Below are 23,082 nucleotides of genomic sequence, written 5' to 3'. Positions count from 1 at the left end.
GGGAGCCAATATGACCCGGCCTCAAGGGTTAGCTCTTGAGGCGATAGCCGGTCTTGAACACCCACCAGACGGCACCGAGGCACAGGACGAGGAACAAGGCGATCATGGCTAGGCTGATCTCAACGCCGACATCGGCGGTGCTGTAAAAACTCCAGCGGAAAGCACTAACGAGATAGACAACCGGGTTGAGCAGGGAAATCTTCTGCCACAGAGGCGGCAGCACGCTTAAGGAATAGAACGTTCCGCCCAAAAAGGTCAGCGGCGTGATGATAAGGAGCGGTACGAGCTGAAGCTGCTCGAAGCCCTCGGCCCAGAGCCCAATCACGAAGCCCAGAAGGCTGAATGTGAGGGCGGTGAGCACGAGAAAGAACACCATCCAAACGGGGTGATCGATCCTGAGATCAACGAACAAGGTCGCCGTCGCGAGGATGAGCAGCCCGAGAATGATCGACTTCGTTGCGGCGGCGCTCACATAGCCGGCAACGATCTCGAATGGCGACAGGGGCGCCGAGAGCTGCTCGTAGATGGTCCCCGTGAAGCGCGGAAAATAGATACCGAACGATGCGTTCGCCACGCTCTGGGTCAGAAGGTTCAACATAATAAGCCCCGGCACGATGAACGCGCCATAGGGAACGCCGTCGATCTCGGTGATGCGGCTGCCGATCGCGGCGCCGAACACCACGAAATAGAGCGAGGTCGCGATGACCGGAGACACTAGGCTCTGCAGCAAGGTGCGAATCCAACGCGCCATCTCGAATTTGTAGATCGCGACCATTGCAGGCAGGTTCATTGGTCGCGCCTCACAAGGTCGACGAAGATTTCCTCGAGGGAGCTCTGCGACGTATCGATATCTCTGAAGCGAATGCCTGCATCGGCCAGGTCCGTCAGCAAGTGGGTGATGCCGGTACGCTGGCCCGCGCTGTCGTAAGTATAGATCAGCTCGATCCCTTCCTTCGCAAGGACCAGCTGATGTTGTTCGAGCGAGGCGGGAATGGTTTGGATCGCTTCGTGGAGTTCGAGTGTCAGCTGCTTTTTGCCGAGCTTATGCATCAGCGCTCGCTTGTCCTCCACCAGAACCAGCTCGCCCTTGTTGATGACGCCGATCCGGTCGGCCATGTCCTCGGCTTCCTGAATGTAGTGCGTGGTCAATATAATGGTGACGCCGGAGTCTCTGAGGTGCTTCACGAGCCCCCACATTTCGTTCCGTAGCTCCACGTCCACACCGGCCGTCGGTTCATCGAGGAACAGAATTTGCGGCTCGTGCGAGAGCGCCTTGGCAATCAGCACGCGCCGCTTCATCCCGCCGGACAGCGTGATGAGCTTCGAATCCTTCTTTTCCCATAGGGCCAAGTCTTTGAGGACCTTCTCGATATGGGCCGGGTCCGGCCACTTCCCGAACAGGCCGCGGCTATGGGACACCGTGGCCCAGACCGTTTCGAACATGTCAGCGGTGAGTTCCTGAGGAACGAGCCCGATTATGGAACGCGAGGCCCGATAGTCGTCGATGATGTCGTGCCCGCCGACCGTGACAGTTCCCCCGCTCGGGGTGACAATCCCGCAGACGATGCTGATCAGCGTGGTCTTGCCAGCGCCGTTCGGCCCGAGCAGCGCGAAGATTTCGCCCTTCTCGATCTCGAGGTCGATGCCCTTGAGCGCTTGAAAACCCGACTTGTAGGTCTTCGACAAGCCTTTGATGGAGATGATCTGCGACATGAGCGGCGGCAACGATCGGTCGTTAGGGCAGGGCGGTTCTGCGAGATGCGGCGTGGGGCGGAGTTTGGGGCAGTCCGATGGGTGGACTCACCGGGAATCGGCTTCCAACCTATAGCGTTCCACGACGCTTGGCTGAATCACGTTTGCATGAAGGGCCAACAAGATGAGCTTTGCGTCGGAACTCGTACCGACGTCCAGCGCCGCGTCAATGCGATTCTCGACGGCGTCGGCGAGCTGCGATCCATTCGCGGCCGTAAACGTCTCCGCGCCCACCATGCAGTAGGCCAAAAGTTCGGCCGCCGCGCGACTAGAGGCCGCACTCGGGTCGGCCCCGGCCGTTCGCGCCATCAAGACCCGCAAGGCGGCAAGCTTAATCGCCTCCGGTACCAGATTCGGGTGAAGGTCGACGGCGCGCAAATCCGCATCGAATGTCCGCAAGGAAGCGGAGCGGCCGAAACGTCCCATGAAGCCAAGCGAGAGCGCCGGAATCATTCGCCGTCAGCCGTAAGGCGCAGGATCTTGCCGTCGTTTTCGTCGGTCAGAGCATACACAGCCCCGTCGGGCCCCTGGATCACGTCGCGTATGCGGACTCCGACGGGGATGCGTTCCTCGCCCGTCAGCGTCTCGCCGTCGATACTGAGGCGAATAATGCTCTGAGACGACAACCCGCCGACCAGCAGGTCGCCTGCCCAGGCTGGGATGGTCTTCGCCGTCCAGCCCGGAACCGGCTCGCCGGTGTAAAAGGTCGCGCCCGACGGCGAGATGACCGGTGTCCAATGGCGGACCGCGTCGGCGAACTCCGGCCGGGTTGGCGGATCGGGAATGTCGGTGCCGTCATAGTGCTTGCCCCAGCTGATCAGCGGCCACCCGTAATTCTCCCCGGGCGCGGGGCGGTTCAGTTCATCGCCACCTCTGGGACCGAATTCCAGTGTCCACAGCTTGCCGGTTTTGGGGTCGATCGCGGCGCTCTCCACGTTGCGGTGGCCAAAGGACCAAATTTCCGGCTGCGCATCCTTCTGCCCGATAAAGGGATTGCCCTGCGGCACCGACCCGTCCGGGTTGATGCGGACGATTTTCCCAAGATGGCTCGAGAGGTCCTGCGCGGGGTCGAATTCGAAGCGGTCACCGAGCGTGACGAAGAGCGTTCCGTCGGGCGCAAAGACCAGCCTGCCGCCAAAATGATTCGGGCCTTCCGCCTTCGGGGTCTGCTGAAAGATGACCTTGTGGTGCTGCAGCTCGTCACCCACCAGCCGGCCGCGCGCAACAGCCGTGCCGGCGCCGCCCTCGCCAGGCTCCGCATAAGACAGATAGATCAGCTTGTTGATGGCGAAATCGGGATCGAGCGCCACGTCGAGAAGGCCGCCCTGGCCCCTGGCGGCCACTTCGGGCACGCCGGCAAGGGGTTCGGAGACCGATCCGTCCGGGCTCACGAGACGCAGCGTGCCGACGCGCTCCGTCACCAGCATCCGGCCATCGGGCAGGAACACCATGCCCCAGGGACGGTTCAGCCCGTCCGCAACCGTCTCGACGGTGACCGGGCCCGTCTCGGTCGCGATGGTCTTCGAAAGCGCCAAGGCCGACCCGGGCGCAACTGTCAGGACGGCGATCAGTGCGGTCGCACCGGACCGAACAAGCGTCTTGAGGAGTCTTGTGAGGCTAAGGGACGTCATGGGCGGCCAACACTGAAGACGCGAGTGAGTTCAATTAGCAATGTCGTTCCTCCGCGGTTTACGTTCAAGAGACCGGCGCTAACCGCGGCCTGCACTTACGCGCAAACCGGGCGCGGGGCGCTCCAGGACAACTTCGCGGCGAAAGCGGTAGAGCTTGGCTGGACGTCCGCCCGTCTCGGTGGAGACGTTCCCCGTGGGCTCGACGAGGCCACCCTTTTCAACGAGCCGCCGGAAATTCTGCTTGTGCAGCAATGTGCCGGAAATTGCCTCCACGGTCTTCTGCAGGTCGTAAAGCGTGAATTCCGGGGGCAGCAATTCGAACACGACGGGCCGGTACTTCAGCTTGCCGCGCACGCGGCCCATGGCTGTTGCGAGAATGCGCCGGTGGTCGAGCGCCATGGGGCGGCCGATTTCGGGCAGATCGCCCCAACGGTCCGCCGCCGAGCGGCCATCGCGGCGCGCCTCCTCGACAAGGCCGGCCTCATACAGCAGCTCATAGCGCTCCAGAACTTTCTCCTCGTCCCAGCCACCGCCGATGCCGAAGCCGATCTTGAGCCGTTCGGGACGCTGCAAGGGCCGGATAGGCTCGCCCGGAGACGGGGGCCGCGCGGCCCATGTCTTCAAGCGCGGCTCGATCTCGTCGGTGAGGATTTGCGGCTTACCTTCCCGCCAGTCCTCCCAAGGGAAGTAGGTATACCAGGGCGACCAATGCGCCCCGCGCATGTCGGCGGTCGTGCCACGGGTCAGTGCCAGGTAACCGACAGATAGTGTGTGGGCGCCGCCTGGCTCCGCGTGCCGGCCGCGGTCGCCAAACGTGTAAAGCTGTTCCACGTAGCCGAGCTCAATCCCGGTTTGCCGCTCCACCCATTCGCGTAGTCCGATTTCGAGCGTGCGGTGCGCGCGCGGCGCGAAGGGACCGAAGGGCAGGGCATCCCGAGACTCATCGCCCGCGATCCCCGGTCGCACCACAAGGATATGCGGCTGCTTGTTCCCGACCATCACGATCGCCGCATTGAGGCCCAGTTCGATTTGCGGATCGTTCGCGGACGGGTCGCCAGCGGAAATCTCTCGGGCAACCGCGTCCTGGCGCCGAGTGCTGGTCATTTCGCTAAGCCGCGTGACGCGCGGGCAGCGAAAAGACCTTGCCTTCTTCGGCCAGAAGGCCGCGCCCGATATGATCCACGGCCGCGCTCATGCGGCCGCCACGGTCGAGCACGCTGTCCGCGAGGGCGACGATCCGCCGGTTGGGATAGGCCGTCGGGGATGCGCGGCGCAGGGCGCGGGCAAGCGAATGCTCGTCCGCACGCGGATTGAGCGCACACAGCACGACGAAGGCACCTGCTGTGGAACGGCTGATGCCGGCCCAGCAATGAATGAGAAGCGGTGCCTTCTGGTCCCAGTCCTCGGCGAACCGGATGAGCGTGGCCACATGATCCTCGCTCGGCACGACGAGTCCATCCCGGGGCTCGGCGATATCGTTCATGGACAGCCGCAAATGCCGGTCATGACCGATGGTTTCCGGCGTATCAATCAGGGTTTCCCCGTTGATCAGCGTTACCAGATGGCTCACGCGCGCCACCGTGACCGTCGTTTGGACAAGACTCAACGGGCAGACGAGCAGTGTCTCCGGGGACAGGGTCTCCGGCTCCGTCAGGGCATCTCTATCGAACGTCAACGTTTCCATGGGCCTCCCTAATTCAGCGATTCGACTGCCGTCTGCACGTTATTCATCTGGCAAGCTCGTGAAAGCGTTTCAAGAACCTTTCCTCGCCTTCTGACGCGGGAACAGGGCGTAACGCGGTCAGAGTTGTGACGAGAGCAGGGCTCAGGCCCTTGGGCTGACCGAAGAACTTCCGGGCTTCGGCTTGAGAGAACCCCGCAAGCCCCACGGCCTCGTAATAGGCGGCGATCTTGTCGGCGCGCTTGATTAGAGCGCTCGTCTCTTCCGGAAGCTCTGTCGGTAGCCCGAACCGGACATGGATCGCCGTGAGGAGCCTGCCTTCGAAGGTGCGGTAGTCGAGCGACAAGGCGGCCTTGAAGGGGCTGATCAGGTCGCCGATGACATATTCTGGTGCATCGTGGAGCAGCGCCGCGAGCTGGTTTGCCGGCGAAGCGGATGGGGCGATATCCCGCGCGATCGCCTCGACGAGCAGGCTGTGTTCGGCCACGGAGAAGGTGTGGTCGCCATGTGTCTGACCGTTCCAGCGAGCGACGCGCGCCAGCCCGTGCGCGATGTCTTCGACCTCGATGTCGAGCGGCGAGGGATCGAGAAGATCCAGCCGCCGCCCACTGAGCATGCGCTGCCAAGCGCGCGGCGCTTGCGTATTGGCTGTGACGTTCAAAGGTCTCTCTTCGTTGCGTGGCGCGACACTGATGGAAACAAGGCGCAAGTGTCAAACCAGCGCTGAGCACTCAGGCCACAGGTTAGAGAAGAGCAGGCCAAAAAAGACATGGACGATGTACTGCGCGGATGCCAATCATAACGGTCTTGAAGATGCATTAAGGAAACGACCAAGCACTATTGGGAGAACACAACATGGCGAAGTTGCCGAGATTTTCCCTCAGCTATAACGACAAGAACAAGAAGTGGGAACTGAAGCGAGAGGGATCTGGAGAAGTCGTAAAACGATTCAAGACCAAGGCCAACGCGACCAAGGGCGGCGTCTTGGAGCGGGCCGTCAAGAAGGTGGGCTCGGTGCGTATCAGAAAGCGCGATGGCAAAATTCAGGAAGAACGCACCTATCCGCGCAGCATGGATCCGCGCGGACGCGGCTGAACCTCTCGACTCTTAAAGGGCGGCGCAGGCCTTGTGTCTGTGGCAACTCGTCAAGTGATCGTTGACGAGACCGGTCGCTTGCATGAACGCATAGACGATCGTGGGGCCGCAAAATTTGAAGCCGCGCGCTTTGAGTTCCTTGGACATCGCGCGCGATAGCGGCGTCTCGGCGGGCACATCGTTCATGGCCTTGAAGCGGTTGAGAACGGGCTTTCCGTCCACGAAGTCCCAGAGAAACGCCGAAAATCCCGGGCCCGTCTCCATCATGTCGAGCCAAACCTGGGCCGACCGGATGGTACCTTCGATCTTGAGGCGGTTGCGCACGATACCGGCGTCGGCCATCAGCACCTCGACCTTCTTGGCGTCGTACCGAGCGATTTTCTCCGGCTCGAAGCCGTCGAAGGCGGCACGAAACGCGTCGCGTTTGCGCAGGATTGTGATCCAGGCCAGCCCCGCCTGAAAGCCGTCGAGAATCAGTTTCTCGTAGAGCGCCCGGGCGTCATACTCGGGCACGCCCCATTCTTCATCGTGATAGGCTACGTAGAGAGGGTCGGTCCCTGGCCAGGGACAGCGGGTGAGGTTGCCGGCGCTCATACGCCCTCGGCAACCGGCATTTCGAAGGTGGCATAGTCCGGAAGCCGGACCGTGATTGTCGTGTCTCCGGCCTTGAGCGGTATCCCTTGCGCTTGTGCCGAGGCCGCCCGATCCAGCCTCAGTAACGCGAGTCCATGCGTTCCGTCCACGGAACCGATAGTGCCCACAGGCAGTTTGCCCGTCATCACCTCCGCCCCCGCTTCCAAGGGCCCGTCGCCTTCGATGGGAACGACGCGCTTCCGCGCGGTGCCCCGGTGCTGCATGCGCGATACGACCTCCTGGCCGATATAGCAGCCCTTTTCGAAGGCCACACCATCCAGCTGGTCGTAAAGCGCTTCATGGGGAAAGGTTTCGCCATAGGCATAGTCGCGCCCCCCTTGGGGTACGCCGAGGGCAATACGGCGGGCGTGGTACTCGGCTTCGCTTGCTGGCGCATACGCGACCTCGTCCAGAACGGTTCCATTGGGCAACAGCACGCGCAGGCCAAGCGCCGGGAGCCTCGGGTCCGTGACGGCCAGGGTCCCGTCGGGCAGCACTTCATGGGGCAGGGCTTTTTCGGGCAGAGCGGACGCGTCACCCCAGACAGCGGCGACCGTCATGGTGGGCTCCGCGTCGATCATGACATCGGAGCGCAATTTGTAGAAAGAAAGGCGCTTCGCGAGTGCCTCGAGTTCGTCTGCTGGCACATCGATCAGATAGTCGTTCCCGCACCGTAGCACGAAGAAGTCATGCAGGATCTTCCCTTGCGGCGACAATAACCCGGCGTGAATCGCGCCGCCGCCGTCGGTTGTCTCCATGTCGTTGGTGAGGAGTCCCTGCAGAAACGTCTTGGCGTCCGCGCTGGAGACCCGCAATACGCCGCGATCAGCGAGGGAAGTTGTGCGGCAGGTGCCTTCTTCGCGATGACTCATGGGGTGCCCTTCTGCTACCAAAGTGAAGAGATTTGGGTGCCGGGCATTTGCCCTACAAGGAGAAGCCGATACGCGATGGTTGAGACGTTCGACATCCTCTTCAAGGGCGGAACGGTAGTAAACCACACCGGCGAAGCGCCTGTCGACATTGGCGTGCGCGATGGCCGGATTCGCGCTATCGGTGACATCGACGCGACCCGGGCGGGCCGCACTGTCGATGTGCGCGGCCTCCATGTCCTGCCGGGTGTGATCGACACCCAGGTCCATTTCCGCGAGCCGGGCATGGAGCACAAGGAGGATCTGGAGACCGGTAGCCGCGCAGCCGTGCTTGGCGGCGTCACGGCGGTTTTCGAGATGCCGAATACAAGCCCCCCGACCACGAGCTCCGAGGCTTTGGCCGCGAAGGTGGCAGCGGGCACCGATCGCATGCATTGCGACTTTGCGTTCTTCGTGGGCGCGACCCGGGACAATGCCGGCGATCTGCCGGAGCTGGAGAGGCTGCCGGGCGCGGCGGGCGTCAAGATTTTCGCAGGCTCGTCGACGGGCAACCTGCTTGTCGACGACGACGAAACGTTGACGCGCATCTTCTCGACGATACGGCGCCGCTGCTCGATTCATTCCGAGTGGGAGGCGCGCTTGCGCGAACGGCTCTCGGTTCGCCGTGTGGGCGATCCCTCGAGCCATTCGGAATGGCGTGACCCGGTCGCCGCGCTCAATTCGACCGAGCGTCTGTTGCGGCTTGCCAGAGCCACAGGCGCGCGCATCCACATTCTCCATATATCGACAGGCGACGAGATTGCGCTTCTGTCGCACAACAAGGACGTTGCGACCGTGGAGGTCACGCCCCAGCATCTGACGCTTGTGGCCCCGGAGGCCTATGAGCGTCTCGGGGTGAAGGCCCAGCAGAACCCGCCCATACGGGACCGGGCGCACCAGGAGCTGTTGTGGTGGGGGCTGCAACAAGGTGTCGTCGATATCATCGGCTCCGATCATGCGCCCCATACGCTGGAGGAGAAGGCGGGCACCTATCCCGCCACGCCGTCCGGCATGCCCGGCGTGCAGACGCTCGTGCCGATCATGCTCGATCACGTCAACGCGGGGCGACTCACGCTCGCCCGCTTCGTCGATCTCACAAGTGCCGCCGCGCAGCGACTGTTCGGGACCACCTGCAAAGGCCGCATCGCCGTGGGCTATGACGCGGACTTTACGATTGTCGATCTGAAGGCCGAACGCGTGATCGAAGATGACTGGATCGGCAGCAAGGCAGGCTGGACGCCGTTTGCGGGCCGCAAGGTCCAAGGTTGGCCTATTGGCACGGTGATCCGGGGCCATCTGGCCATGTGGGAAAGCGAACTCGGACAAGCGACCGGGCAGCCCGTCCGCTTCGGCGAGGGGCTTCCGCAAGGCGCGCCGGCATCGCTCTAGAGGCCGCTCTATTTCAGGAAAAAGTGCCAGATGCCGTTGGGCGCGACCCCAAGGCGGTAGCCGGTGTACTTTCCGGAGGCCAACATCGCCTTGGCCGTTTCGGGCGGGACCATCCGGTAAAGCTCCACCTGTTGCCGGGGCGTGAGCGTGGTCAGATCCGCCTCCGCGAAATAGGGCCAGAGATACATTTCATCGTCGCCCTTGCCCGTCAGGACAAATCCCGAGCTCAGCATGTTGAGCATCGTGGCGAGAATGTCGCGGCCCGTGCCGTCTACGGACTGCGCTTTCCAATAGGCGATGGGGTCGTCGATATGCTTTGCCGCGACCATGGGCTTGAGTTCGTTCGATTCGAGAACCGCACGCATCTCCTCGATGTCGCCGGACTGCGCCGTGACGATGATCATTTTAAGGATGCGCTGAACAAGTTTCGGCGTGGCGGTGGCGTCGTACAGCACCTTGGGGCCGGTCCTCGATCGCGCGGCCTCGGCGACAGGGTCCGGCAGTTTTTCGCCGGCGGCGCGTGTTCCGCCCGGGGCGTAGACAAGCAACGCGACGCCCGTTACCAAAGCCGCAAGGGCGACCATGACCACGTTATTCCGTAGTTTCATGCCAGACTCCATAGGATTTGCGTCAATCTCGCAGAACCGCGGTCAGTTGCAAGTTCGGTCGTTAGGAATTAACTGCGGGATTGTGGCGATCGAGCCCGATCGATAGCCAGCGAATAGGCGACAGAACTTGGAAGCAGGCGCGCAAATTGTGCTGTCCGTTATCCAGCTCGTGCTTGCCGGGCTCGGGATCGGACTGCTGATGGCGGCGCCGATCGGCCCTGTGAACGTGTTGGTGATTCAGCGGGCCATGGCGAAGGGGTTCTGGGGAGGCCTGGCGGCCGGTCTTGGTGCGGTCCTCGGCGATGGCGTTCTGGCTGCGGTCGGCGCATTCAGCATCGCGGCAATTTCCGATGGGATGCTCGCTTACGGCGATACGATTCAATTGGTCGGCGGCGTACTTCTGGTGGCTTTCGGACTTGCGCTCCTTTTGCGGCGGCCAGTGATGACGACCCCACCCCATGAGCGTTCGCATATCCTCGATCACATGGGCATCATTCCCCAAACCTTCATTCTGACCGTCACGAATCCCGGCGCGGTGTTGGGCATGGCAGCCATGATCGGCGGTCTGGGCTCGCTGATGGGCGGCCTCAACACAAACCTCGAAGCTCTGATTCTGGTCGCGGCCGTCATGGGCGGCAGCCTCTTGTGGTGGCTCGGCCTGTCCGAGCTGATCGCCACGATCCGGCACAAGCTGACCGACAACCGGCTGAAAATGATCAACCGCGTCGCCGGGTTCATTCTATTGGCTTTCGGGGCCGCTCTAATTATCGAGATCGGACTGCGGCACTTCGGCTAAGCGCGCCGAACTATTGTGCCGTGCGACGCAAGGTGAACTCACCGTGATGAATACGGCGGGGTAGGCGGGAAGTCATATCGGCTACGGCATCTTCGCCATAGACTTCGATCAGGTCCGTCAGCGCGACGAACAGCGCCGCATTAGCCAGCATCTCGGGCTCGATACCGTCATGGAGTGCATCCTCCCAGGCATCGATGATGTACTGCAGCGCCGCCTGTTTCTGGGTGTCGCCGTCGTCGCTCCCATGCAGTTCCGTGCCGATTTCGGTGCTCACGCCCGGGGTGCTCCCTCGCTCGCGATAGAATTTCGCCTGACACACTTACAATGCGTGCCGCCGCTCCGCTGGAAGATAGTAAACTGACGGTTAATTTCGGGCCGCGTTAGGAGCGCCCGGCTGTGCGCCTTGGGCTTCGGGCTGCGGCGCCTGAATTTGCGCTTGAGGACCGCTCGCGAAGACCGATGTCTGCGACAGCGCGGACGCGAGTTCGGCGCCCTCGGTCGAAAATCGGCGCGTAGCCCGCGTCGCGGACTCCGTGCAGGTCCGGTAGGTCCGGCGGTAGCCCCGGTAGCCGTCGTTGAATTTGTTGACCAGCTTGGCGCGGCGAACGCCGGTGGTCCCTTCGTTCCGCAAGATTTCGCCCATCTGATCGCGCCAGAGCTGCCCTTCTTCGGCGCCGCAAAGCTCCCGCAAATAGTGAACGGCCCCCAGAATTTCGGCGAGCCGCATCAGCTTCTCATCATAGGGCCGATCGTCAGGCGGCGGAGGGGCGAGGGATTCTTCCGCAGGGGGTGCAATTTTGGGGAGGCTTGACCTGCGCCGCCGCGCGGGCCGGGTCCGCTTTTTCTCTTTTTTCTGCTCGAAGAGCCAGAAAAACTGGGCGTTTGCCGGGGAAACATGGCTCACAGTGCCGGTGCTGGCCCAAAAAAGCCCGCACAAAAGCAGCGCTAAAGGTTTCGCAAGCCGTCCCATAAGGTCTGACTAACGCCAATTCATGGTGAAATCTAGCCGTGCTGCGCGAAGGGGCCCCGTATAGAGTGGGGTCTTGCCTCACAGCGCCCGCCTTCAGCCTTTGCGGAGCCGGAAAAGCGTGTCGATGGTAATCTGGCTGCGCCTCTCGTCATCGCGGCCGTCTTCCTCCGCAAGGTAGCCATTGGCAATGGCATTGGCGTCGTCGATGAGAACGCGCAAGCGCGCCGCAGCCCCGTCGCACGTCATTTTGAGGTCCGCCGGACCGTCGAGGGCCTGTGCGACCCTCGCCACAAGCCTCAACGCTTCGGCCTGAAGCCGCGCAATGGCGGAATCGAACCGTACACGTACCTTCTCGGGTGATCGCCGATAGGCCGCGATGGCGAGGTCCTTGTCGTTGAGCCGGGAGCGATGGAAGTGCTCTTCATAGTCCACCGCGTGCCAGCTGTTCAGATCGGACGCAAAGCTCGAGGGGTCCGCGGGAAGCGCTTCCAGCAGCATCGCCAGCTCGTGGAACTGGTTCAAATAGTCAGCCGCCAGAAAGGTCTGTTCGTTGATGTTCGTGCCAGGAACATGGGAGCGCAGATGGCTGACCATGGCTTTCTGGAAAGCCGAGGCAATAGCGTCACGGCTCACGTCTTCCTGGATTTCCGGGCTGGTCGCGCTAAGCTCTTGTCGCTTTGGCATGTTCATGTTTGGCTCCTCGATTAAGAGTTGTGCAAACATGGTTACCAGGAGGTTAACAAAGGCTGAGATTTCTGAACGTTGAACCATGTGCTCTCGCTATGATCTGACCTCGCCGCCTGAAGCGGTCCGCGCCTATTTCGGCTATCGCGACAAGCCCAACTTTCCGCCGCGCGACAATATCAGGCCGACCGAACCGATCGCGGTCGTTCTGCTGGACGAGACTGGTGCGAGGCGGTTCCGCTTGATGCGGTGGGGCCTGCTGCCGCACTTCGTCAAGGATCCGAAGACTTTCCCAACCCTGTTCAACGCCCGCTCCGAGGAACTTCTCGCCAAGCCGTCCTTCCGCAACGCCGTGCGCCGGCGCCGCTGCTTGATCCCGGCGGACGGCTTTTACGAGTGGACGGGCCCCAAAGGTCAGCGCCGCCCCTATCAGTTGCGGCCAGAGCCGCCCCATCTCTTCGCCTTCGCGGGGCTTTACGAAAGTTGGAGCGAGCCGGACGGCGGCGTCATCGACACAGCAACCATGCTCACCTGTGCGCCGAATGCCACGGTCGCTCCGCTCCACAACCGCATGCCCGTCATCATCGCGCCGGACTGCTATAATGCGTGGCTCGATACAAAGGATGTCAGTGTTGAGGAAGCCCTTGCCATGACGGGGCCCGCGCCCGACGATCTACTCGAGGCGATTCCCTTGCCCGGCAAAGTCGGCACGAAGCCGAAAACCGGGCAAGATCGAAACGAAAAACAAGATCGAAAAGACGAAGACGACAAAAACAAGCCGTCGCAGCCGCCATTGCTTTAGGCCAACCGGCGACAAAGGGGAGAGACATGCTGCCAGACAAAATTCTCGACCGTTACCGGGTCACAAAGGGCGACGGCTTCAAGCTTAAGGATTTCGACCCCGACGATTCGGGGAACGTCGATTTCACCAAGAAGGACGGCGAGGAGCTTCTCGAACTCGGCGTCAAGCGTCTATCGAGACTGCAGCAGCGCCTCTACGCGGAAGGCCATTGGGCCGTTCTCATGGTCCTGCAGGGGATCGATACGGCCGGCAAAGACGGCATCATCAAACACGTGCTGACGGGTGTGAACCCGCAAGGGGTCTCCGTAAGTTCCTTCAAGCAGCCGAGCCATTTGGAGCTAGCGCACGATTATCTCTGGCGCGCGTATCGGGCACTGCCCATGCGCGGACATATTGGCATCTTCAATCGGTCGTACTACGAGGATGTTATCGTCGTACGCGTGCACCCGGAGCTGCTTCAGCATCAGAATCTGCCGCCCGAGCTCGTTACCAAGGACATCTGGAAAGAGCGCTATCAGGACATCAACAACTTCGAGCGGCATCTGGCGCGCAACGGCACGTTGCCCATCAAGTTCTTCCTCAACATCTCGAGGAAGGAGCAGCGGGAACGTCTGCTCGCGCGTTTGGAGGATCCGGACAAGATCTGGAAATTTTCGGCCGCCGACGTCGCCGAGCGAAGGCTCTGGGACAAATACCAGAGCGTCTATGAGGACATGATCCGCAATACGGCGACGGAGCATTCCCCATGGTATGTGGTGCCATGTAACAAGAAGTGGTTCGCCCGGCTCGTCGTCGCCGGCGTGGTGGCCGAACACATCAAGGCGCTCGATCCCAGCTTCCCGAAAATGTCCAGCGATGACGCAGCGGAAATCGATGCCGCCCACAAAGAGCTCTTGGACGAGGATAAGTAGGCGCGCGTTACGGCGCTTGCGTAACCTGCACGATGGCAAGACCGTCATGGCCCTTATGCCCCACGGTCTGAAACGCGGTCGCGGTCACGCGCGGATCGGCCGCCGCGCGTGCATAGAATGCGCGCAAGCCTTTGATGTGCTTGTTGTCGCTTTGTGCGGCGAGGATCGCGCCCTCGCGCACGACGTTGTCCACGACGATGAGCGACCCAACGCGGGCGAGCTTCACGGCCCAGTCGAAATAGTCGGGCGTGCTGGGCTTGTCGGCGTCGATGAACACAAGGTCGAATGGGCCGAAGCTTTCAGAATGCAACGCGGCCATGCTCTCAAGCGCAGAGCCGACGCGTACCGTGACGCAGTCTGCGAGCCCGGCATTTTCGAAATTTCTTTCGGCAATCTCCGCATGGCGGGGATCGAGTTCGAGCGTGGTAACGCGGCCGCCTTCTGCGAGTCCGCGGGCAAGCCAGATCGTGCTGTAGCCGCCAAGTGTGCCGACTTCCAGGATGCTGCGCGCCTGTAAGGCCCGGGCGAGCATCATCAGGAGCTTGCCCTGCAACGGTGCGACCTGGATTTTCGGCAGACCCGCGGCGTCGCAGGCAGCCTGAGCCACCTCAAGAGCCGGGTCTTCCTCCAGGAAGGTCTCGACGATGAAGTCGTCGATCGCGTTCCACTTGTCGTCCTGAGTCATGTGGGGTGGTTTTTGTGGCGGCGTATTTTTGCTCATAGCAGCTTGCCTGGGTTGAGAATGCCGTTCGGATCGAAACTCGCCTTGATCGACCGCATAAGGTCGATTGCGACGGCGCCTTTAGCATGAGGAAGAAGTTCGCGCTTCATGCGCCCAATTCCATGTTCGGCGCTGATGGAGCCGCCGAGGTCCAGTACGATCTCGTGCACGGCGGCATTCAGCGCCTCCCAATTCGACAGATAGACGTTCTTGTCCATGCCGACCGGTTGGCTGACATTGTAGTGGATATTGCCGTCGCCGAGATGGCCGAAGGGGACGGGCCGGGCGCCGGGGATCATCAGCTCCACGAGCTGGTTTGCCCGGTCGATGAATTCCGGCAAGCGTCCAGTCGGGACGGACACGTCATGTTTGATGCTGCCGCCTTCGTGCTTTTGGACCTCGCTCATCACTTCGCGAAGCTGCCAGAGTTCGCGCGTCTGCTTGGCGGACTTCGCCAGAACCGCGTCCTCGACCTCGCCGGCGTCGATGGCATCGCCAAGCTGCGATTCTATCAGCGTCAGGACCGCATCGCCGGCAAGCGGGCTGGAGATTTCCATGAGCACATACCAGGAGTGAGGCGTTCTGAGCGGGTCGTGCAGGGAGGTGCCGTGTTTGATGGCGAAGTCGAGACCGATCCGCGGAAGAATCTCGAAGGCGGTGAGCATGGGGCCAGCCGCCTCGCGCATCCGGGCTAGAAGCTCCGTCGCGTCCTCCAGGTCGGCCAAGCCCGCCAGGCAGGTGACCTGTTCGGCCGGGCGAGGAAAGAGCCGCAAAACGGCCGCCGTGATCACGCCGAGTGTCCCCTCGGCGCCGATAAAGAGATTTTTGAGGTCGTAGCCCGTGTTGTCTTTGCGCAAGGCCTTCAGCCCATGCCAGACGCGCCCGTCCGCGAGCGCCACCTCAAGCCCCAGCGCGAGATCCCGGGCGTTCCCATAAGCAAGCACAGCAAGCCCGCCCGCATTGGTGGAGAGCACGCCGCCGATCTGGCAGCTCCCCTCCGAGGCAAGGCTCAACGGAAACAGGCGCCCCACGCTTTTGGCGCTCTCCTGGGCGCCGGCAAGCGTGAGGCCCGCCTCGACCGTCATCGTATTCGAGGCCAGATCCACATCGCGAATATGCGTCAGGCGTTCCAAGGACAGCACGATCTGGCTGCCGCTCTCGTCGGGTATCTGCGCGCCCACAAGCCCGGTATTGCCGCCTTGGGGCACGATCGCGGCCCGCGCCGCGTTAGCGGTTTTCAGCACGGCCGCGACCTCGTCGGTCGAGCCGGGCTTCAGCACGATTGCCGCTTCGCCCCGGTAGCGGTCGCGCCATTCGGTAAGATAGGGCGCCATCCGATCCGGATCGCGCAACGCGTGCTGCGCGCCCACGATGTTCGCGAGCGCGGTCATTGTCTCCGCGGTAGGCGGCAGCAGCTTGTTGGTCGCGCGGGTGGCAGCGTCGCTCATGGCACAGGGCTAACCCGCCTTGGCCGCGCGCCGCAAGCGGTCGTTGATCGCTTCGCCGAGGCCTTCTTCGGGAATGGGCATGACGGCGATTCCACGCGCGCCGCTTTCGTCAAGCGTTCGCAGCGCCGCGAAAAGGTGTGTGGCCGCTTCGTTGAGGTCGCCTGAAGCGCTGAGATTTATGGTCATGCCCGCGCACTCGGGCGTGTCCGGACCGAAGGCCAGTAATGCTTCGCCGGCCTCCACGATCGTTGCGTTGAGGCGCAAGGGTGTCTGGGGCGCATAGTGGCGTTCGAGCTGGCCGGGCGAGGCGATAGGAGCATCTTCGCCCGCAAGGCCGATGGGGTGCCCCAGAACGGCTTCGATTTCGCCCCTCGGTACGGCGCCAAGGCGCAGTAAAGTCGGATGCGTCCCCACAACGCTCACCACGGTCGATTCAAGGCCGCGCGTACACGGACCGCCATCTAGGATCATAGCCGGGACCTCGCCAAGTTCGGACGCCACATGGGTGGCCTCTGTCGGGCTGATCCGGCCCGAGCGGTTGGCGCTCGGCGCAGCGATAGGGAACCTCACCGTCTCCAGAAGAGCCCGCGCGACCGGGTGTCCGGGCACCCGCAAGGCGACCGTGTCGAGCCCGGCTGTGACGAGGTCGGCCAGCCCCGAATCTGACCGTTTCGGCGCCACGATTGACAAGGGACCGGGCCAGAAGGTGTCGGCCAGCGCGCGCGCCTCCGCACCGAACACCGCATGTGTTTCGGCGGTGGCGGTATCGGGGACATGTACGATCAGCGGGTTGAAACGGGGCCGCTCCTTGGCGGCGAAAATCTTGGTGACGGCTTTCGAATCGCGGGCGTCGGCGCCCAGTCCGTAGACGGTCTCGGTGGGGAAGGCGACAATATCTCCGGCGGTCAGCGCGGCCGCGGCGCGGGCGATCGTCTGGTCTGTAGCGGGGAGAACAGGCATGTCCCGTCCCGTGTCGCCTGTCCTCCGTGAGAGGTCAAGTTGAGAGGCCACGCTGACCCGACGGTCCAAGTGAGGTATCATGCGGGCCGGAAACCCCAAGGATCGCATGACAACGCTGCTTCTCACCCACCCGGCCTGCCTCGCGCATGACACGGGTTTCGGCCATCCCGAGCAGCCCGCCCGGCTGCGCGCCATCGAACGCGCCTTGGCCGCCAAGGACTTCTCGGGTCTGCAGCGCGAGAAAGCGCCGCTGGCCGAGCTTGCCGCCATCGAGCGGCTGCACCCGGAGGCGTATGTCGCCAAGATCAAGGCCGGGATCCCCAAGGAGCTGCATAACTCGCTGGACCCGGACACTGTGGTCTCGCCGGGAAGCTGGGAGGCGGTCTTGCGGGCGACAGGGGCCGCCACTCGGGCCGTGGACCAAGTCATGGCCGGGACGGCGGACAATGCATTCTGCGCCGTTCGTCCGCCTGGCCACCATGCCGAGCCGTCCCGCGCCATGGGCTTTTGTCTGTTCAATTGTATCGGGGTCGCGGCGCTGCACGCGCGCGCCGTTCACGGGGCGTCCCGCGTGGCCGTGGTGGACTTCGACGTCCATCATGGCAACGGCACCCAGGCCGCGTTCTGGAACGACAAGGACCTGTTTTACGGCTCGACACATCAGATGCCGCTGTTTCCGGGGACCGGCGCCAAGGACGAGACGGGCGTCGGCAACATTTGGAACGCACCGCTCGCGCCTGGGGATGACGGGGAGAATTTCCGGTCGGCGTTCTCGACGCGCATCATGCCCGCGCTCAATGCCTTCGCGCCAGATTTCTTGCTTGTTTCGGCGGGTTTCGATGCCCATGTCAAAGATCCGTTGGCGCAACTGAGGCTGCAAGAGGACGATTTCGCGTGGGTCACGGAGACGCTGCTCGAGGCGGCGGCGAAACATTCCGGTGGCCGGCTCGTTTCGGTTCTGGAGGGGGGCTACGATCTTGACGCACTCGCTTCGTCCACCGCAGTCCATGTCAGGACGCTGATGGGTGCTTGAGGGAAAACCTGGAAACCGCTAATTCAAAGCATGGCTAAATCGTCCGGCACGACCGATATCACCACGCTTAGCTTCGAGGACGCGCTCAAGGAGCTTGAGACCATCGTCGACCGCCTGGAAAAGGGCGATGTGGAGCTTGAAGCCTCGATTGCGATTTACGAACGGGGCGAAGCCCTACGCGCCCATTGCGACAAACTTCTGCGCAGCGCCGAGGCGCGCGTGGAAAAAATCACCCTCAATCAAGATGGCGCGCCGAGCGGCGTTGAGCCCCTCGACGTGGGAGAATGACCGGCGCTTAATCGACGCTGGCATTGAAGTATTTTTGGAGACGTTGCCAGCGTGAGGCGGGCCAGATAAGCTTGCGATAACGCGTTGATACTGCGGAAGATTTTAACACTAGAGTGTTCGCGAAGAGAGCGCTCCTATAGGAAAGCGTATGAGCGCCGAGAACGCCACGCCATTGCTGGACAAAATTCAGACGCCGAAGGATCTGCGTCAGCTCACGGATGGCGAGTTGAAGCGCCTCGCGGGCGAGCTTCGCCAAGAGACCATCAGCGCCGTGTCGGAGACGGGCGGACATCTGGGCGCGGGGCTCGGCGTGGTCGAATTGACAGTCGCGCTCCACCACGTCTTCGATACGCCCGCGGACCGGCTGATCTGGGATGTGGGCCACCAGTGCTATCCCCATAAGATCATCACAGGCCGGCGCGACCGAATCCGTACCTTGCGCGCACCCGGCGGCCTGTCCGGCTTCTGCAAGCGAGCGGAGAGCGAATACGATCCGTTCGGCGCGGGCCACTCTTCCACGTCAATCTCGGCCGGCCTCGGCATGGCTGTGGCGCGGGATCTGTCCGGCGGGGCCAACAATGTCGTGGCTGTGATCGGCGATGGCGCCATGAGTGCCGGCATGGCCTATGAGGCCATGAACAACGCGGGCGCAATGGACTCGCGGCTGATCGTGGTCCTCAACGACAACGACATGTCGATCGCCCCGCCTGTCGGCGCCATGAGTGCGCATCTGGCGCGGTTGATCTCAGGGGGTACCTATCGCAGCTTCCGCCGCTGGATGAAGCAGGCGGCGCGTAAAGTGCTGCCGGGCCGCTGGCAGCGCCAAGCCGCTCGCGTGGAAGAGTTCACGCGTGGCTTCTGGACCGGCGGCACGCTGTTCGAGGAGCTGGGGTTCTACTATGTGGGCCCCATCGATGGGCACAATCTCGACCACCTTCTGCCCGTGCTGCGCAACGTCAAGAAGATGCAGAACGGGCCGATCCTGGTCCATGTGGTCACCCAGAAGGGCAAGGGCTACGGCCCGGCCGAAGAGTCCGCCGACAAATATCACGGCGTCAGCCGCTTCAATGTCGTGACGGGCACGCAGGAAAAGGCGGCCCCCGGCGGTCCGCCCGGCTATACGAAAGTTTACGCCAAAGCGCTTATCGAGGAAGCCAAGGCCGATGACAGGGTCGTGGCCATCACGGCCGCGATGCCGTCTGGCACGGGGCTCGACAAGTTCGGCGAGGAATTTCCCGACCGCTGCTTCGATGTTGGTATCGCCGAACAGCACGCTGTAACCTTTGCCGCAGGGCTCGCATCGGAAGGGTACAAGCCATTCGCCACGATCTACTCGACCTTCCTGCAGCGCGCCTATGATCAGGTGGTTCATGACGTGTCGGTGCAGAAGCTCCCGGTCCGGTTCGCCATCGACCGTGCCGGCCTCGTTGGGGCTGACGGTCCCACACATGCGGGCTCGTTCGATACGGCGTTTCTGACCTGCCTGCCGAATATGATCGTTATGGCGGCGGCGGATGAAGCAGAGCTCATGCATATGACGGCGACGGCGGCGGCGGTCGACGATCGCCCCACTGCCTTCCGCTATCCGCGGGGCAATGGCACTGGCGTAGACCTGCCCGCGCGCGGCACACCGCTCGAAATCGGCAAGGGCCGTATTGTGCGGGAAGGCTCGACGGTTGCGCTCCTATGCTTCGGCGCGCGTCTCGGCGAGTGCCTTGCGGCGGCAGACGAGCTTTCCGGTTTCGGGCTCCCGACAACCGTGGCCGATGCACGTTTTGCCAAGCCACTGGATGTCGATCTCATCCGCGACCTCGCCAAGAACCACGAAGTGCTGCTCACCGTGGAGGAGGGGTCTACGGGCGGCTTTGGCGGTCACGTGCTGCACCAGCTGGCCGCGGACGGTCTCATTGATGGCGCACTCAAAGTGCGGACACTGGTGCTGCCTGATCGCTACATCGATCAGGGCAAGCCCGCAGCGATGTATGCGGCCGCCGGCCTCGATGCGGATGGGATCATTAAGGCGGTCTTCATGGCGCTGGGCAAGAACGACAAGACGGGCGCGGCCCGGCTCGCCTAGTCTAACGAGCAATCCTTGGAGAACTCCGCCACCGTTTCAGCGCGGCCTTGTATCGAGAGTTCGACGTCGTTCGCACCCACTTTAATCGTGACCGGGCCCTTCTCTTTGAGAATGTTGAGAATAGGCGTCACGGCGATGTCGCCGGCCTCGCCATAGATGACTCCCGTACCGTCCTCCGCCGCCGTTTCGCCGGCCACCGGCGCCGTTTTCCCACCGGCGCTAAATTCGATGGTGATGGCTTCGCCCGTCTCCCGCTCCGGGAAGTCCATATGCACTGACAGGACCGCGATGCCGACGCCGTTTAGGCAGGAGAGTAGAAAGACGGGTTTCTCTTGCTCGTCGAGGGCGCCGTAGCGCAGCGCGACGAAGCTGCCGCTCGTCTTCACGCGCCAAATGTCTGCCGCATGCGCAACAAAAGCTGTAAACCCAGCCGTGCTTGCGAGGACGGCGAGAAAGAGACAAATAGGCAGAGGTCGGATTTTCATGGAAGGCTCCGGCGCGGGGTTGGGCTGACTTGGCTTAGTCGAGCAGTAGTGCTTTGGCAAACCGAAGCAGGCCGCGGTCCCACTCCAGATGCCGATCAGATCGCCTGTAGCGATGACCGAGCAGGGGAAAACGCCGAAGCCGCCGGACACGCCGCGATATCGGAGCGCGCACTTTTCGGTTAGGTAAGCCGAACTGTCTCGGCTAACGGACTCTTGGCCCATAGGGATTCTTGGCTCAAGTAGGCCGTGCCTCAGGAGATAGGCGCGGCGAACATTCGCGCCGCAGACCGGAGCATGTGAGAAAGCATCGTGGCCAACCATAGAAAACAGCGCATCGATCGGCGGTTGGTGGACGAGGGGTTGGCGCCCTCACGCGCGCAAGCCGCCGATCTCATTCGCCGGGGCTGCGTCTTGGCGTCAGGCGAACTTGCGACAAAGCCCGGTGCGACGATTGCGGACGATGTGGAGCTTGCTCTCACGCCAGGCACGGACACACATGTTTCCCGCGGGAGCTTGAAACTCATCGCCGCGCTGGAGGCCTTCCAGCTCTCGCCCGATGGTCAATTTGCGTTGGATGTCGGCGCCTCGACCGGCGGCTTCACGGAAGTTTTGCTCACCCGGGGCGCGGCGAAGGTCTATGCCGTCGATGTGGGCCGCGATCAACTTCATGCACGTTTGCGGACCGATCCACGTGTGGTCAGTCTGGAAGCGGCCGATGCGCGCCATATCGATCAGACCATGGTGCCCGATGCGGTCTCGGCCATCACCGCCGATGTCAGCTTCATCAGCCTGACCCAGGCTCTGCCTGCCGCGCTTGTCCGCGCCGCTCCCGGCGCGTGGCTCGCGGCGCTGGTAAAGCCGCAATTCGAGGCGGGCCGCGCGGCGGTTGGAAAGGGCGGCCTGGTGCGCGACGACGCGGATCGGCAGCGTGCCATCGGCCGCGTGCGGGACTTTCTGGAGGCCGAAGGCTGGCGTGTTCTTGGCGTGATCGAGTCGCCGATCACCGGGGGCAGCGGCAATGTGGAATATCTGATCGGGGCCCGGCATGAGGGTTGAGCTGACAATCGACCGGCTTGGCGCCCAAGGGGACGGGATCGCCGAATCGCCCGGTGGGCCGCTCTTCGTGCCGTTCACGCTGCCGGGCGAGCGGGTCATGGCCGAGGTGGCTCGGGACGGAAAACATGCCGACTGCCTCGCGGTGCTCGACGCCAGCCCGGAGCGTGTCGCGCCGGTTTGCCCGCATTTCGGTGCGTGCGGCGGCTGCTCCCTGCAGCATATAGAGACGCAAGCCTATTTGGCGTGGAAGCGCGAACTCGTGGTCCAGGCCTTGGCTTCGCGTGGGCTCGATGTGCCGGTTGAGCCAGTGCGCCCGGTGCCGCTGGGAAGTCGGCGGCGTGCGACCTTCTCTCTTGAACGGCGTGGCAAGGACGCCGTATTGGGATATCGCCGCGCCCGCTCCCACGACACGATCGAGACGGAAGTTTGCCCGATCCTGTCGCCGGCGATCGTCGCGGCCCTGCCGGCCCTCAAGGCGATGCTGTTTCCGTTGCTGGGCAGCCGGTCCGAGGCGCGGGTCGGCATCACCGAAACCGAAAACGGGCTCGACGTAGTGCTGGAGGGTGCGCCACCGCCCGAGACGGCGCTCGCGAAGCTCGTAGGCACAGCTGGCGCACAGGGCATCGCGCGCATCACCGTGGGCGATGAAAGCGTGATGCTCACGCCACCTACGCTGCGCCTCGGCAGGGCCGAGGTCCGGTTGTCCCCGGGAGCCTTCCTCCAAGCCTCCCCCGCCGCCGAAGCAGAGGTTGTCGCCCTTGTTTGCGAGGGCGTGGGGAAGGCGAAACGCTTGGCCGATCTGTTTTCCGGCCTTGGGACGTTTTCCTTCGCGCTCGCCGAAAGCGCATCCGTCGATGCTTATGAGAACAGTGCCGAGGCCCTTGCGGCGCTCGAGGAAGCAGCCCGGCATACGCCGAAGCTGAAGCCCATGCGCGGACACCGGCGCGATCTGTTTCAAGACCCCCTGGGCTGGCAGGAGTTGAAGTCATACGACGCGGTTGTCTTCGATCCGCCGCGTGCAGGCGCAGCCGCCCAAGCCGAGCAGTTTGCCAAGTCGCAAGTGGAGTGCCTTGTCGCTGTCTCGTGCAATCCAGGTACCTTGGCCCGTGACTTACGCATTCTCGTCGACGGGGGTTACCAGATCACGCGCGTGA

At 62.9% G+C, this 23,082-nt stretch carries 27 protein-coding genes; 10 read left to right on the top strand and 17 right to left on the bottom strand.

What is annotated here, in order from left to right; all coding sequences use genetic code 11:
* Window positions 1–28 precede the first annotated feature (28 nt).
* From WBQ77_RS06480 to WBQ77_RS06450, 7 genes are all read right to left on the bottom strand, one after another.
* Entirely contained in the window at window positions 29–790 is a 762-nt protein-coding gene (locus tag WBQ77_RS06480; protein ID WP_424042073.1) for an ABC transporter permease, read from the bottom strand.
* A complete protein-coding gene (locus WBQ77_RS06475) occupies window positions 787–1,713 on the bottom strand; it encodes an ABC transporter ATP-binding protein (protein WP_424042072.1) in 927 nt (308 codons plus the stop codon). Before WBQ77_RS06475 ends, WBQ77_RS06480 begins: the two co-directional genes overlap by 4 nt.
* Before the next feature lie 87 nt (window positions 1,714–1,800).
* Window positions 1,801–2,205, bottom strand: a complete 405-nt coding sequence (locus tag WBQ77_RS06470) for a hypothetical protein (RefSeq protein WP_424042071.1) — start codon at window positions 2,203–2,205, stop codon at window positions 1,801–1,803.
* Complete coding sequence (locus tag WBQ77_RS06465) at window positions 2,202–3,383, bottom strand: PQQ-dependent sugar dehydrogenase (RefSeq protein WP_424042070.1); 1,182 nt, start codon at window positions 3,381–3,383, stop codon at window positions 2,202–2,204. Before WBQ77_RS06465 ends, WBQ77_RS06470 begins: the two co-directional genes overlap by 4 nt.
* A gap of 78 nt (window positions 3,384–3,461) precedes the next feature.
* Window positions 3,462–4,487 (bottom strand): NUDIX hydrolase, encoded by a 1,026-nt coding sequence (locus WBQ77_RS06460; RefSeq protein WP_424059450.1) that lies wholly within the window; start codon window positions 4,485–4,487, stop codon window positions 3,462–3,464.
* Between the two features lie 4 nt (window positions 4,488–4,491).
* Entirely contained in the window at window positions 4,492–5,067 is a 576-nt protein-coding gene (locus tag WBQ77_RS06455; RefSeq protein WP_424059448.1) for a tyrosine phosphatase family protein, read from the bottom strand.
* A gap of 43 nt (window positions 5,068–5,110) precedes the next feature.
* On the bottom strand, window positions 5,111–5,725 hold the full coding sequence (locus tag WBQ77_RS06450) for a YfbR-like 5'-deoxynucleotidase (protein WP_424042066.1): 615 nt from the start codon (window positions 5,723–5,725) through the stop codon (window positions 5,111–5,113).
* Between the two features lie 194 nt (window positions 5,726–5,919).
* Between WBQ77_RS06450 and WBQ77_RS06445 the strand changes: the two genes are divergently transcribed.
* The gene (locus WBQ77_RS06445) at window positions 5,920–6,159 is read left to right on the top strand and encodes a DUF2188 domain-containing protein (RefSeq protein WP_424042065.1); all 240 of its coding nucleotides are present in this window, start codon (window positions 5,920–5,922) and stop codon (window positions 6,157–6,159) included.
* A 12-nt stretch (window positions 6,160–6,171) separates the two neighbouring features.
* On the opposite strand, the gene WBQ77_RS06440 is transcribed toward WBQ77_RS06445, so the two are convergent.
* Together WBQ77_RS06440 and WBQ77_RS06435 are read right to left on the bottom strand one after the other, a co-directional pair.
* Entirely contained in the window at window positions 6,172–6,753 is a 582-nt protein-coding gene (locus WBQ77_RS06440; protein ID WP_424042063.1) for a DNA-3-methyladenine glycosylase I, read from the bottom strand.
* Window positions 6,750–7,664, bottom strand: a complete 915-nt coding sequence (locus WBQ77_RS06435) for a YgfZ/GcvT domain-containing protein (RefSeq protein ID WP_424059446.1) — start codon at window positions 7,662–7,664, stop codon at window positions 6,750–6,752. The genes WBQ77_RS06440 and WBQ77_RS06435 overlap by 4 nt, the downstream gene beginning before the upstream one ends.
* A 75-nt stretch (window positions 7,665–7,739) precedes the next feature.
* Here WBQ77_RS06435 and WBQ77_RS06430 point away from each other — a divergent pair, with 75 nt between their 5' ends.
* Window positions 7,740–9,089 (top strand): dihydroorotase, encoded by a 1,350-nt coding sequence (locus WBQ77_RS06430; RefSeq protein WP_424059444.1) that lies wholly within the window; start codon window positions 7,740–7,742, stop codon window positions 9,087–9,089.
* 8 nt (window positions 9,090–9,097) lie between these two features.
* Here the strand turns inward: WBQ77_RS06430 and WBQ77_RS06425 are convergent, their stop codons facing one another.
* The gene (locus WBQ77_RS06425; protein WP_424041374.1) at window positions 9,098–9,697 is read right to left on the bottom strand and encodes a hypothetical protein; all 600 of its coding nucleotides are present in this window, start codon (window positions 9,695–9,697) and stop codon (window positions 9,098–9,100) included.
* A 148-nt stretch (window positions 9,698–9,845) separates the two neighbouring features.
* Between WBQ77_RS06425 and WBQ77_RS06420 the strand changes: the two genes are divergently transcribed.
* Window positions 9,846–10,493 carry a LysE family translocator gene (locus tag WBQ77_RS06420; RefSeq protein ID WP_424059443.1) on the top strand — a complete coding sequence of 216 codons (648 nt, stop codon included), beginning with the start codon at window positions 9,846–9,848 and terminating at the stop codon, window positions 10,491–10,493.
* A gap of 10 nt (window positions 10,494–10,503) precedes the next feature.
* Here the strand turns inward: WBQ77_RS06420 and WBQ77_RS06415 are convergent, their stop codons facing one another.
* From WBQ77_RS06415 to WBQ77_RS06405, 3 genes are all read right to left on the bottom strand, one after another.
* Window positions 10,504–10,767 (bottom strand): hypothetical protein, encoded by a 264-nt coding sequence (locus WBQ77_RS06415; protein WP_424041370.1) that lies wholly within the window; start codon window positions 10,765–10,767, stop codon window positions 10,504–10,506.
* A 90-nt stretch (window positions 10,768–10,857) separates the two neighbouring features.
* A complete protein-coding gene (locus WBQ77_RS06410) occupies window positions 10,858–11,463 on the bottom strand; it encodes a TIGR02301 family protein (protein WP_424041368.1) in 606 nt (201 codons plus the stop codon).
* 93 nt (window positions 11,464–11,556) lie between these two features.
* Entirely contained in the window at window positions 11,557–12,147 is a 591-nt protein-coding gene (locus WBQ77_RS06405; RefSeq protein WP_424059440.1) for a hypothetical protein, read from the bottom strand.
* A gap of 85 nt (window positions 12,148–12,232) precedes the next feature.
* Here WBQ77_RS06405 and WBQ77_RS06400 point away from each other — a divergent pair, with 85 nt between their 5' ends.
* Together WBQ77_RS06400 and WBQ77_RS06395 are read left to right on the top strand one after the other, a co-directional pair.
* A complete protein-coding gene (locus tag WBQ77_RS06400; protein ID WP_424059438.1) occupies window positions 12,233–12,949 on the top strand; it encodes an SOS response-associated peptidase in 717 nt (238 codons plus the stop codon).
* Between the two features lie 26 nt (window positions 12,950–12,975).
* Window positions 12,976–13,860 carry a polyphosphate kinase 2 family protein gene (locus WBQ77_RS06395; protein WP_424041362.1) on the top strand — a complete coding sequence of 295 codons (885 nt, stop codon included), beginning with the start codon at window positions 12,976–12,978 and terminating at the stop codon, window positions 13,858–13,860.
* A gap of 7 nt (window positions 13,861–13,867) precedes the next feature.
* On the opposite strand, the gene WBQ77_RS06390 is transcribed toward WBQ77_RS06395, so the two are convergent.
* The 3 genes from WBQ77_RS06390 to WBQ77_RS06380 are packed head-to-tail and all read right to left on the bottom strand — an operon-like array spanning window position 13,868 to window position 16,989.
* Window positions 13,868–14,545, bottom strand: a complete 678-nt coding sequence (locus WBQ77_RS06390) for an O-methyltransferase (protein WP_424041361.1) — start codon at window positions 14,543–14,545, stop codon at window positions 13,868–13,870.
* A 32-nt stretch (window positions 14,546–14,577) separates the two neighbouring features.
* Window positions 14,578–16,029: an FAD-binding oxidoreductase gene (locus WBQ77_RS06385; RefSeq protein ID WP_424059436.1), complete on the bottom strand. Its 1,452-nt coding sequence runs from the start codon at window positions 16,027–16,029 to the stop codon at window positions 14,578–14,580.
* Between the two features lie 9 nt (window positions 16,030–16,038).
* Window positions 16,039–16,989: an L-threonylcarbamoyladenylate synthase gene (locus tag WBQ77_RS06380; RefSeq protein ID WP_424059434.1), complete on the bottom strand. Its 951-nt coding sequence runs from the start codon at window positions 16,987–16,989 to the stop codon at window positions 16,039–16,041.
* Window positions 16,990–17,095: 106 nt separating this feature from the next.
* On the opposite strand from WBQ77_RS06380, the gene WBQ77_RS06375 reads away from it, so the two are divergent.
* The 3 genes from WBQ77_RS06375 (at window position 17,096) to dxs (ending at window position 20,387) form a co-directional block, all read left to right on the top strand.
* Window positions 17,096–18,022 (top strand): histone deacetylase family protein, encoded by a 927-nt coding sequence (locus WBQ77_RS06375; protein WP_424041357.1) that lies wholly within the window; start codon window positions 17,096–17,098, stop codon window positions 18,020–18,022.
* 30 nt (window positions 18,023–18,052) lie between these two features.
* Complete coding sequence (locus WBQ77_RS06370; RefSeq protein WP_424041356.1) at window positions 18,053–18,310, top strand: exodeoxyribonuclease VII small subunit; 258 nt, start codon at window positions 18,053–18,055, stop codon at window positions 18,308–18,310.
* Between the two features lie 148 nt (window positions 18,311–18,458).
* Window positions 18,459–20,387: a 1-deoxy-D-xylulose-5-phosphate synthase gene (gene dxs / locus WBQ77_RS06365; RefSeq protein WP_424041354.1), complete on the top strand. Its 1,929-nt coding sequence runs from the start codon at window positions 18,459–18,461 to the stop codon at window positions 20,385–20,387.
* On the opposite strand, the gene WBQ77_RS06360 is transcribed toward dxs, so the two are convergent.
* Entirely contained in the window at window positions 20,384–20,872 is a 489-nt protein-coding gene (locus WBQ77_RS06360; RefSeq protein WP_424059433.1) for a hypothetical protein, read from the bottom strand. The two genes, dxs and WBQ77_RS06360, sit on opposite strands and share 4 nt — an antisense overlap.
* A gap of 309 nt (window positions 20,873–21,181) precedes the next feature.
* Here WBQ77_RS06360 and WBQ77_RS06355 point away from each other — a divergent pair, with 309 nt between their 5' ends.
* Together WBQ77_RS06355 and WBQ77_RS06350 are read left to right on the top strand one after the other, a co-directional pair.
* Window positions 21,182–21,928 (top strand): TlyA family RNA methyltransferase, encoded by a 747-nt coding sequence (locus tag WBQ77_RS06355; protein ID WP_424059431.1) that lies wholly within the window; start codon window positions 21,182–21,184, stop codon window positions 21,926–21,928.
* Window positions 21,918–23,082, top strand: a 1,165-nt coding sequence (locus WBQ77_RS06350) for a class I SAM-dependent RNA methyltransferase (RefSeq protein WP_424059429.1), incomplete at its 3' end; no start/stop codon positions are given. The genes WBQ77_RS06355 and WBQ77_RS06350, both read left to right, overlap by 11 nt.

The organism is Methyloceanibacter sp., from assembly GCF_049590335.1.
Lineage (GTDB): Bacteria > Pseudomonadota > Alphaproteobacteria > Rhizobiales > Methyloligellaceae > Methyloceanibacter.
This window is presented reverse-complemented; position numbering and strand designations above follow the sequence as displayed.

What these genes read in the sequence shown, in the direction of transcription:
- WBQ77_RS06400 (WP_424059438.1), top strand. Translation starts at nt 12,233, where the DNA reads ATGTGCTCTCGCTATGATCTGACCTCGCCGCCTGAAGCGGTCCGCGCC.
- WBQ77_RS06470 (WP_424042071.1), bottom strand. Translation starts at nt 2,205, where the DNA reads ATGATTCCGGCGCTCTCGCTTGGCTTCATGGGACGTTTCGGCCGCTCC.
- WBQ77_RS06410 (WP_424041368.1), bottom strand. Translation starts at nt 11,463, where the DNA reads ATGGGACGGCTTGCGAAACCTTTAGCGCTGCTTTTGTGCGGGCTTTTT.
- WBQ77_RS06480 (WP_424042073.1), bottom strand. Translation starts at nt 790, where the DNA reads ATGAACCTGCCTGCAATGGTCGCGATCTACAAATTCGAGATGGCGCGT.
- WBQ77_RS06360 (WP_424059433.1), bottom strand. Translation starts at nt 20,872, where the DNA reads ATGAAAATCCGACCTCTGCCTATTTGTCTCTTTCTCGCCGTCCTCGCA.
- WBQ77_RS06395 (WP_424041362.1), top strand. Translation starts at nt 12,976, where the DNA reads ATGCTGCCAGACAAAATTCTCGACCGTTACCGGGTCACAAAGGGCGAC.
- WBQ77_RS06390 (WP_424041361.1), bottom strand. Translation starts at nt 14,545, where the DNA reads ATGACTCAGGACGACAAGTGGAACGCGATCGACGACTTCATCGTCGAG.
- WBQ77_RS06435 (WP_424059446.1), bottom strand. Translation starts at nt 7,664, where the DNA reads ATGAGTCATCGCGAAGAAGGCACCTGCCGCACAACTTCCCTCGCTGAT.
- WBQ77_RS06460 (WP_424059450.1), bottom strand. Translation starts at nt 4,487, where the DNA reads ATGACCAGCACTCGGCGCCAGGACGCGGTTGCCCGAGAGATTTCCGCT.
- WBQ77_RS06455 (WP_424059448.1), bottom strand. Translation starts at nt 5,067, where the DNA reads ATGGAAACGTTGACGTTCGATAGAGATGCCCTGACGGAGCCGGAGACC.
- WBQ77_RS06380 (WP_424059434.1), bottom strand. Translation starts at nt 16,989, where the DNA reads ATGCCTGTTCTCCCCGCTACAGACCAGACGATCGCCCGCGCCGCGGCC.
- WBQ77_RS06405 (WP_424059440.1), bottom strand. Translation starts at nt 12,147, where the DNA reads ATGCCAAAGCGACAAGAGCTTAGCGCGACCAGCCCGGAAATCCAGGAA.
- WBQ77_RS06465 (WP_424042070.1), bottom strand. Translation starts at nt 3,383, where the DNA reads ATGACGTCCCTTAGCCTCACAAGACTCCTCAAGACGCTTGTTCGGTCC.
- WBQ77_RS06440 (WP_424042063.1), bottom strand. Translation starts at nt 6,753, where the DNA reads ATGAGCGCCGGCAACCTCACCCGCTGTCCCTGGCCAGGGACCGACCCT.
- WBQ77_RS06475 (WP_424042072.1), bottom strand. Translation starts at nt 1,713, where the DNA reads ATGTCGCAGATCATCTCCATCAAAGGCTTGTCGAAGACCTACAAGTCG.
- WBQ77_RS06375 (WP_424041357.1), top strand. Translation starts at nt 17,096, where the DNA reads ATGACAACGCTGCTTCTCACCCACCCGGCCTGCCTCGCGCATGACACG.
- WBQ77_RS06385 (WP_424059436.1), bottom strand. Translation starts at nt 16,029, where the DNA reads ATGAGCGACGCTGCCACCCGCGCGACCAACAAGCTGCTGCCGCCTACC.
- WBQ77_RS06445 (WP_424042065.1), top strand. Translation starts at nt 5,920, where the DNA reads ATGGCGAAGTTGCCGAGATTTTCCCTCAGCTATAACGACAAGAACAAG.
- WBQ77_RS06425 (WP_424041374.1), bottom strand. Translation starts at nt 9,697, where the DNA reads ATGAAACTACGGAATAACGTGGTCATGGTCGCCCTTGCGGCTTTGGTA.
- WBQ77_RS06370 (WP_424041356.1), top strand. Translation starts at nt 18,053, where the DNA reads ATGGCTAAATCGTCCGGCACGACCGATATCACCACGCTTAGCTTCGAG.
- dxs (WP_424041354.1), top strand. Translation starts at nt 18,459, where the DNA reads ATGAGCGCCGAGAACGCCACGCCATTGCTGGACAAAATTCAGACGCCG.
- WBQ77_RS06430 (WP_424059444.1), top strand. Translation starts at nt 7,740, where the DNA reads ATGGTTGAGACGTTCGACATCCTCTTCAAGGGCGGAACGGTAGTAAAC.